The organism is uncultured Duncaniella sp., from assembly GCF_910577345.1.
Classification (GTDB): domain Bacteria; phylum Bacteroidota; class Bacteroidia; order Bacteroidales; family Muribaculaceae; genus Duncaniella.
In genome coordinates this window covers 60,746-74,153 of the sequence record NZ_CAJTMT010000007.1, presented here as the reverse complement: position 1 = coordinate 74,153, position 13,408 = coordinate 60,746, and the positions used below count along the sequence as shown (strand labels likewise).

Genomic DNA, 13,408 nt, shown 5'->3' with positions numbered 1-13,408 from the left:
ACTATTTATTTTACAATAAACTTCTTGCCATTCTGGATATAGATACCGGGGGCAAGAGGAGCCTTGCACTCAACACCCATGATGTTGAAAATACGATCATCGGCAGGACGCTCGGGAGTTACGGTGATGTCCTCGATAGCAGAAGTAGACGAATTGACCCAACGCGGATTTTTCACCCACATCATCTGATCTTCCTTATCCATTTCAAGGAACTGGAACCACATTGAATCCAATGAGCCGAAGACAGTTGCAAAACCGATTTCCTTGATAGGATCGGAAAGGTCAAATTCAGCAGTCTTCCACTCTGCCTCATAAGGATCGTCCTCTCCAAGACCGACAAGAGTAGCAGGTTTCACAGTCTTTGCAATCTGGCCACCCTGGAAAAGATGAACGGCGGGAGTCACATCATGACCGGTAAGCTTATATTCAAACGCAAAAGTAGTTGCGGTTGAGGGAAGAGTCTTGATCAGCTGTGAAGTAGCGAGGATGGGGTTATCACCTGTGCGTACGAAGATATAGGTTCCTCCGTCCATGTCAGTATCCATGTCACGGTTGAAATCAGTGTTAGGCAAAGTGAAATCTTCCGTGATGTCACCGGTTACCTCACCACACTCGGCGGCAGCTTCAGAAAGTGAGAGAAGACGGATATTTTTCACGGTCAGTTGCCAGCCTTCTGACTTGTTCGGATCGTTGGTATTGATCCAGAAATAATGGCCTACCTTACCCCAGCCTTCATTACGGTCAAGAGGTGCATAGAGAGTCTGATAGTCGTCAGCCACAGTCATCATGGAACCGTCAAAGATATTATGGGTGTTGGCGATTTCATGCTTCCATACAACGAGATTGTTGATGGGACGGTTTGTCTTATACTCAAAGGCAAGTACGGTGTATTCCGCAGGACATTCCTCAGTGAGTTTTACAGTACGGAAATAAGCTGCACCACCGGTAGCACCGGAGTTAGTTGTGAGCGTGATGGAGCCATCTTCATTGAAAAGAGGATCGCCATAGTAAGTGTCGGTCTTGGTGCCGTCAACAACAGCATATTCCATGTGACCACCGCCGTCGGGAGCCATATTGTTACCGTCACGGAATGTAAGGGGGAAAGATGCCGAAGCCGAAAGAGTGGCGGCTAAGAAGGCGCACGGTAGTAAAGTTCTAAGTTTCATAAGAGCTTGGTTTTTAAGGTTAATGTTTGTTTGGTTTTTGTGGAATTGATACTAAAGTAAATGTTTAGGTCTGGAGATTTTTTGACAGAAGTCACATAAGGACATGACTTTAAGAGGGTGTTTCAACATGAAAGCATTAAAAATGACAAGAAATAAATTCTTTTGCTTGCGATGTCCTTACGTTCCTTCCGTCAAAAAAGTGGAGCGGTGCATATATTGATTGGAAATCTGTCGATCACCAACCGGGATTCTGGAATTTCAAGCCGGTGGCAAGCTGCAGAGCAGTAGCCTCCTTACCCGGAACGGGACAACGGAGGAATTTATCGGTGACAGCCGAACGGGTGCCCACGGCGTAGCGCTGATAGCCCGTACAGGTGCGGTACTCGATACCGTTTTCCTCATCAGGAACAAGGTTGCCGTTTTCGTCACGGTCATAATCAAGGTCGCTGCCAAGCGCGACTTTCATGACGGTCTCCCCGACGGGACGCATACCTGTGACAGTAGCGGTCTTGTCAAGAATCTTCCAACGGCGCACATCGAAGAAGCGATGGTCCTCGAAAGCAAGCTCGACACGGCGTTCGTTGCGGACACGGACGCGGAAGTCATCGCAGCTCATACCGTAGGGGAGCGAAGGCATCTTGACACGGGTGCGCACCTTGTTGACAGCATCGACCGCTTCGTTGGGAACTGTCCCGGCGGCAGCTTCATTGGCAGCCTCGGCATAGTTGAGGTAAAGCTCTGCGAGACGGAACACACGGTAATAACCGTCCATGTTGGCGGTGCGCGATGAAGTGATGTTGAAATACTTGTGGAGATAATATCCGGTGCGGGTGTAGAGGATATTGGACATCGAGGCATTGTATTTCGAACCCTCGCCCGTATAGATTGTGGGATTGGGACGGGTTGCAAGCTGATGGGCAGGAGCACCGTTGTAGTAGACGGTTGATTTCAGACGCGGGTCACGGTTGGCGTAAGGGTTGGCCTCATCATAGAGAGTGGCTTCCGGATTGATGATGGGCTGCAGATGGGCTGCATCCGAATATCCGAGAATCGGGAGTTTGCCATCAGTGGTCTCGTAGGAGTCGATAAGCTCCTGCGAGGGGCATGAGCCCGCACGGACCTGACCGGAGACGAGCGGTGCGGTGTTATACTGCCATACGTTGCACTGCGAGATGCCAAGGATTGTCTCCTTTTCATTGTTGCCGTTCACGTCGGGTTTCTTCTGGAAGAAAAAGTCGTAGGCACAGTTTGAAATCAAGTTATCGTTGTTGGCCATGGTCGGACCGGTTGTGAAAAGCGCATAGCCGTTTTTCACACAATCGTCAAGGGATTTCTTGCAGATTTCAGCAGCCTCCGTCCAGGTGATGGTACCGTCGTTGTTGAGCGGGGAGGCGGCATAGAGTGCGGCTTCCGACATGATGGCACTTGCGATAGCCTTGTTGATACGCATGAGGTCGCTGTCGGATGAACCGGAACGCCAGTCGACATATTCACAGTCCAAAACCTCCTGACAATCGGCGAGAATCTGACGCACGACTTCGGAGAATGTGGCGGGACGCACCTTCGAATAGTCGTAGTCCGAATCATCCTTCTGGTCAAGAATCAGGGGCACACCGCCATAAATCTTGGCGAGCTGGAGGTAATAGTAGGCACGGAGACCGTAGGCCTCGGCACGGTAACGCTGACGGTTTCCGTCCTCAAGGATATAGGCGTTGTCGATGTTATGGATGAGGATGTTGCAGTTGGCGATACCCTCATAGTATTTCTCCCACTTGTCGAGTGCGGTGAGAGGATTGTTGGATATGGTCGCAAGACCGTTGTTCCACTGCGCCATTGCTCCACCCTCCACGTCGTCGACATCCTGGGCATTGTCCGTAGCGGCATCAAGGAAAGACTTGTTGGAACCGTAGGCCGAGCCGAAGGAAGCGCTTGTCATGGGGACATAGCAGTTGTTGAGCCATCCGGCGGTCTGGATCTCGCTCTGGAAAATCTCATCGAAAGGAATCGAACCGTCAGGATAGTCGGTGATTTCTGTACATGAGGCCATTGCCACCGCAAGAGCGGCAAAGGGTATGATGGTCCTGATATAGTGTTTCATTGGTTTAGGTCTGATTAGAAGTTAATGTTAAGACCGAAGTTAAAGGAACGGTAGATTTTGGAATAAATCTGGTCGACCTCGGGGTCAAGACCGTCAAACTTCATGTTGTCCCATGTCAGGAGATTCTGGCCGGTGACATAGAAACGGAGTTTGGACATGCCCATTCGCGAAACGATTTTGTCGGGGAGTGAGTAACCGAGAGTCACGTTGCGCAGACGGAGATAGTCAATCTTCGAAGCGTAGAAGGCATTTGCCTGCAGGCTTGATGATGCTGACGATGAGAGAGCGGGATAATTGATTGACTTGCCATCGGCATAGCGTTCGGCGGTCCATGCACTGTTGTGGAGAGGCATATAGACACCTTCGGTTGTGATACCGTCGACATATTCGGCCACACCCACACTCTTGTTGAAGAGTGCCGAGCGGCCACCTTCGCCAACGAAGTCAAGGAAAAGGTCGAAACCTTTGTAGTCGAGCTGCACGGATGCACCGTATTCAACGCGGGGCATGTCATAGACACCGGAAAGGGGAGCATAGTCACCCTCGTCAATCACGCCGTCTTTGTTAAGGTCCTTGAATTTGAGATCACCGGGACGCGGCTGCTTGCCGGTGTAGCGAAGGTTTGAATTGTCAATCTCAGCCTGAGAATTGTAGAAGATAGAACCGTTGGAATTGTCAATGAGGTAGCCCCATTCCTGTCCGATGCTATAGCCGGTCTTGCGATAAGGATAGGCATAGCCGGCATCGGCGTATGAAAGTTCGCTTGCCGATACCCAATGGTTTTTGTTCCATCCCATTTGGCCGGAAGCGCTGATGCCGAGGCCGCAGGGGAGTACGGTGCTATAGGTCAAACCGAGGTCAATACCGTGGTTGAAAATCTCACCTGAATTGGTGAAGGCACGGTTGGAGGAGGTGATGCCACCCAATGTCGGGGTAAGCTCCGACTGGAGGAGCACACCTTCCTGATTGGTGCGCCAATAGTCGAAATTGATGTGGAACTTATCCCAGAAACCGAGATCGAAACCATAGTTCTGCTGCTTTGATTTCTCCCAGCCGATTGCAGGATTGCCACGGCGGAGATTGGTCACCCCATAACCGGTGTAGATACCTGAGATGCCACCGACACCTGCGCGATACACATTATTATATAAGTAGCGGGAATCCTGATCGCGGAGTGAGTCATAGTAGAGAGCGCCGTAGGATGCGCGGAGTTTCAGATAGGTGACAATGTCGTTCTTGAACCAGCTTTCCTCAGATGGAACCCACGAAGCGGATACTGTGGGTGAGAAATGGAACTGGTGGCCCTCGGCCATCATCTCCGAACCGGAATGATTGAAATCAAACTGGAGGAAGTAGCGGTTCTTGAATCCATATTTCACCTCACCGGCAAGCTCGATGCGGTTGGAAGGGAGAAGGAAGGCATACTGATACCATTTCGTAGCATCGCCGCGGTAGTCCTCGGAAGTGTAGTAGAGGAGGGCTTCCACAAGATGATCATCACCGAAGATACGACTGTAGTTGAGCATGGCCTGGATGTCCATATAATAATTGGTGGTCGTACCCTTGGCCCATGAGAGAGGTGTCTCTACATTCGATCCCCACGGAGCGTAGGTCTGGGTGTTTTCGTTGAAGACAACGCGGCTGTAGTCATGCGTACCGCCACGGATGCCGTTGTAGATTGAACTGTAGCCGAAAATTCCCTTAAAGGAGAGACCCTTTGTCAGAAAATCGAGCTTGATGTCAAAACCGATATTGGCTGCAAGATCAGTGCGGGTCATCTGGTTCACACCGGAATAGTTGATGGCACCACGGAGAGGATTTGCATAGCCTTCATTGGTAATTACGCTTCCGTCGGGGAGCACACCGTCCTCAACCCAATTGGGAGTGGTGTACATCAGCTTATAAATCTCGGCTGCTCCGAGATAGGCTGCATTCACACGGCGAACACCGATGTTGGTATTGGCGAAAGCGCGCATCCAGGGGGTGAGATCAACGTCAAGGTTGGAGACAACGGTGAAGCGGTTGGTATAGTCCGAAGGATTGTACTTGTCGTCATACGAAGTGTTGTACTTTCCCGATTCGCGGGCGAAACCCACGTTAATATAGAAGCGGACCTTTTCGGAACCTGCACCGACCTGAACATTGTATTTCTGGAAGAGCATATTGTCCATATACATGTCGCGCCAGTCATTGTCCGTACCGGTGCCGTCCCTGAAGGCAGCGAGTTCGGCCGTGGAGAATTTCGATGCAAGACCGTCGTTGTTGAGAGCGGTGTTGCGAAGGAGGGCCTGCCCGTAGGCATTGAGCATGTCGGGGTTGCGGGTAGCCTTCTCGACACCGACATTAGCCGATATTCTGACCTTCATAGAGTTGTTCTCACCGTGCTTGGTGGTGACGAGGATGACACCTTGGGCACCCTGGGGACCATAGAGGGCCTTTGCAGCCGCATCCTTGAGGATGGTGACCTCTTCGACTGTTGTCGGGTCAAGGTCAGCTATTGCCATGAAAGGCATCGGAATGCCGTCAAGAACGAGAAGAGCGTCGGTGGCGTAGGGGGAACTTTGACCACGGATGACACCGTTGTACCAACCCGAAAGTTTGCCACGGATGGCGCTTTCAAGCGATGTTCCCTGCCATTTGTCAATTTTATCGGCTTTGACGGACGACTGCGCACCTGTGTAGCTGTCGCGGGTGTCAAGATAGCCGAATGCTGCCTGAAGGTCCTGCTGACCGTACGGGATGGAGTCAGGCGCGGTAGCTGCCATGGCTGTCAGCGAGGCAGATACCAGAAATATCGGAATTATGCTTTTCTTGTGAATCATGATAGTTTAGGTTTGTGGTGAGGATTATTCCCAACCGGGGTTTTGCCAATAGTCAGCACCGAAGCCGGTGAGCGAACCGAGAGTGCTCGCTTCTTTCAATGGAATCGGGACCAGACGGTATTTCGCGGCTGAGGAATATTTGCTGAGGCCGTTGCCCTGTTCCTTTCCGAGCGGGAAGCGGACGTAGACATACTTGGAACCGTTTTTATGAATCCACATGCCTGTATTGTAGCGTTCCTCCTTGATGTCCTCGTTGGTTGTACCCCAGCGACGGCAGTCGAAGTAACGGTGTTCCTCAAAGGCAAGTTCCACCTGACGCTCATGGTGGACAATGAGGCGTGCATCATCCTTGCCGGAGGCCGACTTATCGACAGCGGCGGCAAATCCTGCGCGGTGACGGATGTCGTTGACAAGGCTCATGGCTTCGCTGATCTTACCTGTCTCAGCCGCACATTCGGCAAGATTGAGGTAGATTTCGCCAAGGCGGTAGTATTTCCAGTTGCCCTCGTCCTTCATCTGACCAGGGGTCACCTTATAGGTATGATATTTGTTGTTGTAGTAGCCGGTGCGGGTGTAGCGCTGCGAGGTGATGTCGATTTTGGCATTACCACTGCCGGAAGCATATCCGCTCTCCTTGCCGTCCCAGGATGTCTCGTTGTTCCAGGTCTCGACAGTCTTGTTGAGGACACCGGTGTTGAGTTTTGATCCGTTGTAGATAACAGAAGCGTAGAAACGTGGGTCACGGCCGACGTAGGGGTTCTCAGGATCATAGCCCGACTTGGCGTTGAGATTGATGTCTGAGTGCTTCTCGTCAACGTAGGGATTGGCAAGATTGTAGATTGGCTCACCCGTAGCAAGCATATCGTAGGCATCGACGAGCTCCTGAGTGGGAATACATCCGGCCTGGTGGGTCTCGACTGCAAAGATGGGCACACCGTTGATGGTCGAATGGTTCACACCCCAGTTGAGGGGGCTGCCCCAGATGGTTTCCTTATCATCTGACTTTGATCCTGCATAGCTGCGCGAGGCGAAGTATTCCTGATAGGCATTCTGATAAGCCTTGCTGTCGACGAGGTGTTCGTAAAGTTCATAGCCGTTTGCAATGAGAAGGTCAAATGCCTTTTTATTCTTATCGTAGGCATACTGCCAGAGGTCCTCACCTCCACAGAAAAGTGGACTTGCGGCGAAGAGCGACGCCTGGGAGATGATGGCACAGGCAATGCCCTTTGTCATGCGGTTTTTCTGCTGCACGGCGGTGATGGACCAGGGAAGGTTGGGACTGTCAAGGACAGACTCGCACTCGCTCACTATATGCTGGAGAACTTCCCAGGCCGCTTTGCGTTCCATCCCTGCGTAGGATGAGGTGACGTTGAGCGCATCAGTGATGATGGGGAGACCGCCGTAGAACTTCACGAGCTGGAGATAATAGAATGCACGGAGCACACGGGCCTCAGCCGTGCAGAGCTCACGCTCCGACTCGCTTTCAAAAGCTGCGGTGGGGAAATAGTTGAGACAGTTGTTGAGAATGCGGATCATGGCCCAGTAACGTACCCAATAACCGCCGTCCCATTTGCCTTGACCGGTATCATCCCACTCGAAACGGTGTTTCGTCGAGTTGCAGTTGCCGGCATAGATGTCGGAAATGATGAGAGGCTGATACTCTGCGGTTGACCATCCCTCGTCGGCCATGTCAATCAGGAAGTTGTCAAAGAAGTAGTACATGAACATCTTCTGCGGGATGTGAGACCATGCGGAAGCGAAATAGTCCTTGGTGTTCTCAGGTGTCGAGAACACGACTTCGAGAGTCATGCGGCCGTCAGGAGTCACGTCAAGGTCGTCCTGACATGATGAGAGTGCCAGACCCGAGCCGCAGACAGCCGAGACAGCCAAAAATATATTTATAAAATGTTTTTTCATGATCTGAACGGATGTTGATTGGTTAGAGGTCTATTGTGACACCGGCCGTGTAGGTCTTCATGAGGGGATAGGAAGAGAAGCCGCTCTGCTCGGGGTCAATCATCTTGGTGTGGAGCTTGTTCCAGGTGTGGAGGTTGTCGGCGCTCATGTAGATGCGGACATTGTTCATGCCGATCTTCTTTGTCAACTTCTGGGGAAGAGTGTAGCCGACAGTGAGGTTTTTCAGACGGATGTAGGATGCGTCCATCGTGTAGTAGTCATTCGCGGTATGGCTTGATGTCTCCACGAGTGAGAGGCGCGGATGTGTGATGGTCGCACCGGCTGCATAGCGCTCGTCGCTCCAACGGTTGTCACACATATCGGAGAAGAAGACTGTTCCGAAACCTTCATACATCACCTGACTGCCGAAGTAGCGGGTATATTTCCCGACTCCCTGGAGCATCACCGAGAAATCGAAACCGTAGGCGTTGCCACCGAGGGTCAGACCGTAGGAGATACGGGGGAGAAGGCTTGAGTAACCGATGGGCGCGATGTCCTTCTGGTCAATGATACCGTCATTGTTGAGGTCCTTGTAGACGAAGTCGCCGCGTTTGGGCTGGATGCCTGAATATTCAAGGCCACGGAGGGCAATCTGCTCGTCAGAGTTAAAGAAACCGGTTCCGTCAAGACCGAGTTCGGGGTTGACGCTGCGGTCAATGAGGTAGCCGAACTGCTGACCGATGCTGAAACCTTCGGTGCGGTAGGGATAGGCGTAGTCATCACCGAGATAGACCTCATCCGCATTAATGACGGTATTCTTGGCGTAGGAGAAGTTGCCTGTGAGGAAGAAATCGAGATTCCGGTTGACCGAATAGTTATAGCGTGCAGAGATTTCATAACCTGTGTTCTTCACCTTTCCGAAGTTTGAACGCGGGAGCTGGGTAGTGGTCAGACCTCCGAGGCTCGGAATCGTGTTGCGGGAAATCAGAATGTCGGAACGCTTCTCATAGAACCAGTCAAATGTGACATCAAGGCTGCGGAAGAGTGTTAGGTCAACTGCATAATTCTGCTTCCATGCGGTCTCCCAATGGATGTCGGGGTTACCGATAAGGCTTTCGTAAATCACACCTGTTCCATCGCCGGCACTTGTAAGCGAACCGGGAATCATGATGGCATCCTGAGCGTGATAGATGAACGGGACCTTGGAATTGTTGTCGAGATAGAGGAAACGATGTTTCTGACGGAGGGCTTCATCGGCTCCGGCATAAAGTTCGTCGTTACCGACCTTACCGACTGAAACGCGGAATTTAAGCTTGTCAAGCCAGCCGTTTTCGGCAAGGGGACGCATGAATTTTTCATTTGACATCACCCAACCCACAGAGAATGCCGGGAAGAAACCGAAGCGGTGGCCGGGAGCGAACTGCTCGGAACCGTTGTAGCCGATGTTGACTTCGGCGAGGTAACGCGAATCGTAGGCGTAAGTGAAACGTCCGGCGAGACCGATCATCTTATAAGGTATGGAACCGAGGATGTTTTCTTTCTCGTCGCGCTGGAAGAGAGCCATACCGGTCACGTTGTGGACATCATTAAATGTGCGGTTGTAGTTGACCTGTGCCTGCACGTTCATGAACCAGCGGCTGACGTCGGCACGCGAGAGTGCGAGCTGACCGTCGTCCTCGGAGTTGCCCTCCATAGTGAAGACGGGATGGTCGTAACTACCGGGATTGAGGTCGTAGCGGTAACCGGAGAAATCCTTGCTGCCCATCGTGAGCTGCTGGGCGTATGTCTCGAAGGAGATGACACCTCTTGCGGAAAGACCCTTGGTCACACGGTCAAGGTTGAAATTGAGCGACGCGATGGCGTTGGCCGAGGCTTCGACGAGAAGTTTGTAGCCCGAACGGTTCAACTGACCGTAGGCCGACTGGGCGAGTGAAAGCTCATTGTCCTGCACAACGCGCCCACCCTTCACATAGTGGAGTGCAAGTGACCCGTCGTCACGGACACCTTCCGACACAACGAATCCGTTCGATTCGTTGCCGGCGATTGTGAGAGGACCGGGGACGGTCGGTTTGGAGGTAAGGGCTGCCCAACGCAGACCGGATGTATCGGCACCGGCCATGTTGGCGGCTGCCTGATTGGTTTTCTTGATGGATGAGCTGACATCGAGCGAGGCGCTGATCCAGTTGTTGAAATTATAGTCGAGGTTGGTGCGGATGTTGTAGCGGTTCATCTTTGACTGTGGGTCATAGCCGAGCACATCCTTGGATTCTGTCTTATACATACCACCTTGATAGACATAACCGGCGCTGGCGAAGTATTTCAGTTTCTTCGAACCGCCCGAAAGGTTCACGTTGGCCTGAACCATGTTTGAGTGGTCCTTCAGATATATATCACCCCAGTCCGTGTCGGGATACCAGTAGCGTATGGCGGGATCATCCGAGCCTCCGGTCTTCCAGAGGTCATAGAGAGCCACCTGCGCGTCGGTGTATTTCGGGACACCGCCATCGTTGAGAGCCGCTTCATTCGCCATGCGGACGAAATCGTAGGAATGACGGCCTTCGGGCCAATAGTTGAACTTCTGCATCGAGTAGGTCACCTGACCGTGGACATTCACCTTGCCCTCCTCACCTCGGCGGGTGGTGATGAGGATGACACCGTTGGCACCGCGCACACCGAACACGGCAGTCGATGAAGCATCCTTGAGGACACTGATGGACTGGACTTCGTTCGGGTCGATTTCGCTCATGGAAGTGCGGGGGATACCATCGACAAGGATAAGGGGAGATGTACCGTTGGTAGTGGCTGCACCGCGGAGGAACATTTTCACATCATCCTCACCCGGAGCACCGCTCTGCTGCATGGTGGTCAGGCCGGGGAGCTTGCCGGAAAGAGCGGCTGCAAGGTTAGGCTCAGACGACTTCTTGATTTCAGCCGAACCGACGGCTGCGACCGAACCTGTGACAGTCACTTTTTTCTGCTGACCGTAGGCCACGACGACGACCTCATCGAGATCGGTGGTCTCAGTCTGCATGACCACATTGATAGGAGTGCTTGTCACGGGAATCTTCACGGCCTTGTAACCGATATAGGTGATTTCCAAGACCGGGTTTTTCGTCGAGAGTTTCAACGAGAACTCACCGTCAATATTGGTGATGGTTCCGTTCTGGGTGTTCAATTCTTGGACTGTGGCGCCGATGATAGGCTCACCGTCTCCATCTACTACTGTGCCGGTGACTATGGGAATGTCGGCTCCCCATACGGCCGGAATGGAAACCAGCCAAAGCAGCATTGCCATGCAAATCGCAATGAAGTGTTTTTGATGGTAGGTCATGATTGGTTAATTAAGTTGGTACGCAAAGTTAATACCTACATGATTGACATGCTTTTCTTGTAGTTTCAACTTTATTTATATTTGTTTCAATTTTATTAAGGTATTGTTTGCAATATGTGTCATCGCAGATTTAAAACATTTTAAATCAGTTGTTTACACAAATAACATCAAATCAGTATGACAGTAATTGCATGTTTTTCAATCGTGTCTTTCCAATCTCATCAAAGAGAGGATTGATAGACATAATTGAAGCGTCCGCCGGGAGCGGTGTCGCCATTTATATAAAAATCCATTATGTCGCCGGGAGTCTGCATGTTGTCGTTCCATTTGAACTCGAAGTCAAGGTCATTGCCGACATTGAGCGCGGATTTCGGAATCGCGATTTCAAGCACATTTCCATTGACGGTGTAACGTCCCGTGGCTGTTCCGCTCCATTCCCAGGAGGGTCCCGCACACTTCTCGATAAAGACCTTGCCGTCCTTCGGTGACTTCCGGTTGATGATGAAGTCATAACCGTTCCAGCCGGTCGATTTGTCGCGGTCCGCATCAATGAAAAGCATCATCCAGTTCGGATCCGAGGAGGGTGTGAGGAGTGAATCGGTTTCAACGCGGAAATAGACATTCTTTTTGTCATGGGTCACCTTGGCGCCGACGATGTCATTGCGGCCGGAAGTATTGGTGTAATACTTGTTGTAGCGTCCGCGGTGGTCGCGGTGAAAGGTGTTACCACGATAAGCCTTATAGTCGGGAAGCACATTGTCCCATTCCCCTTTCCGGCCAAGGCGGATTGTCTTCGGGGCGGATGCTTTGCGGGGTGCAGACATGCCTTTGTAACGGCGCACATTGTCGACAAGTTGCTGATAATAGACATCACCCTTGTCGCCCCACCCTTTCGTCGGCTCGATGTCGCGGCTGTGGTCACGGTCAAACTGGTCGACAAACGAAAGCGGATCGCTCCAGCCGTGGGCTTTGGTCCACATGCCCGATGTCCATTCGTTCCAACCGGTCACAAAGACCATATCAGGTTGCAGCTCGTCAATCGCACGGTCCCATTGTTCCTGGAAATTCCAGCCATAGAGATAACCGTCCTCACGCGGGTCGACACCTTTGAGCTTGCTGTAACTGCGTCCGTAGGTTCCCGGAAGATTGAAGGCACAGCAATGGCCTCCGCTGAGATCGCGCGCATTCTGGGCAATGCCGACCACACACTGTTCGGGCCTCCCTTTCGAGGGGTCATAGCAATAGCCGTGTGTGGGATAGACTTCGAGCCATCCCCATTGGAAAGAATCGGCCGGAGAACCGTTGACATAGTCCGGCTGCCCGGGACGGAAGGTGAAAAACTCCCTGATTTTCCCCTCCACGCCTGTCTCGGCAAGATTGTCGGGATAGGCCATGATGAGCGGTTTACCTTTCCAGTAAAACCATAGATTGCTGTATTCCCCTTTGCCGTAGAGCTTATTGTAGAGGTTGATGAGCGACGTGCGCGAATCCGCCGTCGGAGCGAAGGGAAGCATGAATGCAATCTTCGGGACATTCACCCCATCCTTCTGCGCACGGTCCCATGTCTTGAGAAGGGCACGGAATGACTGTTCCCAGAGAAGCGAGCCGTTGGTACAGTCGAAAAACACACAGTCAATACCTGCATCTGCAAGCATTTCGGCATGTTTGCGCAACACCCACGGGTCGGTGGTGCGGTAGTAACCGAATATCGGCTCATCCCAATAGAAGACTCCGGGACGGCGGCCGGCCTCACCCCAGGCTGGATGATTGTAGTCATTGATTGCATCCGGATGTTCCTTCAGCACCTCTGTTATATTCTTAACTTCGACAGAAGTATCCTCATTTCCACCATTGCCGTCGTAGCCCTGGTGCCATGTCCAGTAAAACATCCCGACGAAACGGTCGTCGCGCTTCTCGCCTGCTGTCTCATAGCTACGGGCCTTGCGCCCGAGAGCATCGGTCAGTGACCAGTTGTCACTTTCCACCGTGATGCTCCCGGGATTCGCGGCCTTCACAATCGGACATAGCATTAATGGCAACATTGCCATCATCAATTTGCGATAAGTCATTGTTTTCAGCGTGTAAAATATATGGA

At 51.9% G+C, this 13,408-nt stretch carries 6 protein-coding genes; all 6 read right to left on the bottom strand.

All coding sequences use genetic code 11. The features are described 5' to 3' along the window. Window positions 1–5 precede the first annotated feature (5 nt). Window positions 6–1,166 (bottom strand): hypothetical protein, encoded by a 1,161-nt coding sequence (locus QZ310_RS04940; protein ID WP_297071001.1) that lies wholly within the window; start codon window positions 1,164–1,166, stop codon window positions 6–8. Window positions 1,167–1,401: 235 nt separating this feature from the next. After that, window positions 1,402–3,264: a RagB/SusD family nutrient uptake outer membrane protein gene (locus tag QZ310_RS04935; protein WP_297070999.1), complete on the bottom strand. Its 1,863-nt coding sequence runs from the start codon at window positions 3,262–3,264 to the stop codon at window positions 1,402–1,404. A gap of 14 nt (window positions 3,265–3,278) precedes the next feature. Continuing rightward, window positions 3,279–6,086 (bottom strand): SusC/RagA family TonB-linked outer membrane protein, encoded by a 2,808-nt coding sequence (locus QZ310_RS04930; protein ID WP_297070997.1) that lies wholly within the window; start codon window positions 6,084–6,086, stop codon window positions 3,279–3,281. Window positions 6,087–6,110: 24 nt separating this feature from the next. Further along, the gene (locus tag QZ310_RS04925; RefSeq protein ID WP_297070995.1) at window positions 6,111–8,003 is read right to left on the bottom strand and encodes a RagB/SusD family nutrient uptake outer membrane protein; all 1,893 of its coding nucleotides are present in this window, start codon (window positions 8,001–8,003) and stop codon (window positions 6,111–6,113) included. A gap of 22 nt (window positions 8,004–8,025) precedes the next feature. After that, window positions 8,026–11,313, bottom strand: a complete 3,288-nt coding sequence (locus tag QZ310_RS04920) for a TonB-dependent receptor (RefSeq protein ID WP_297070992.1) — start codon at window positions 11,311–11,313, stop codon at window positions 8,026–8,028. A 221-nt stretch (window positions 11,314–11,534) separates the two neighbouring features. Continuing rightward, window positions 11,535–13,382: a hypothetical protein gene (locus QZ310_RS04915; protein WP_297070990.1), complete on the bottom strand. Its 1,848-nt coding sequence runs from the start codon at window positions 13,380–13,382 to the stop codon at window positions 11,535–11,537. Window positions 13,383–13,408 lie beyond the last annotated feature (26 nt).

Bases quoted from the DNA above. Each gene is read 5' to 3' on its own strand.
- QZ310_RS04930 (WP_297070997.1), bottom strand. From the start codon at position 6,086: ATGATTCACAAGAAAAGCATAATTCCGATATTTCTGGTATCTGCCTCG.
- QZ310_RS04940 (WP_297071001.1), bottom strand. From the start codon at position 1,166: ATGAAACTTAGAACTTTACTACCGTGCGCCTTCTTAGCCGCCACTCTT.
- QZ310_RS04935 (WP_297070999.1), bottom strand. From the start codon at position 3,264: ATGAAACACTATATCAGGACCATCATACCCTTTGCCGCTCTTGCGGTG.
- QZ310_RS04915 (WP_297070990.1), bottom strand. From the start codon at position 13,382: ATGACTTATCGCAAATTGATGATGGCAATGTTGCCATTAATGCTATGT.
- QZ310_RS04925 (WP_297070995.1), bottom strand. From the start codon at position 8,003: ATGAAAAAACATTTTATAAATATATTTTTGGCTGTCTCGGCTGTCTGC.
- QZ310_RS04920 (WP_297070992.1), bottom strand. From the start codon at position 11,313: ATGACCTACCATCAAAAACACTTCATTGCGATTTGCATGGCAATGCTG.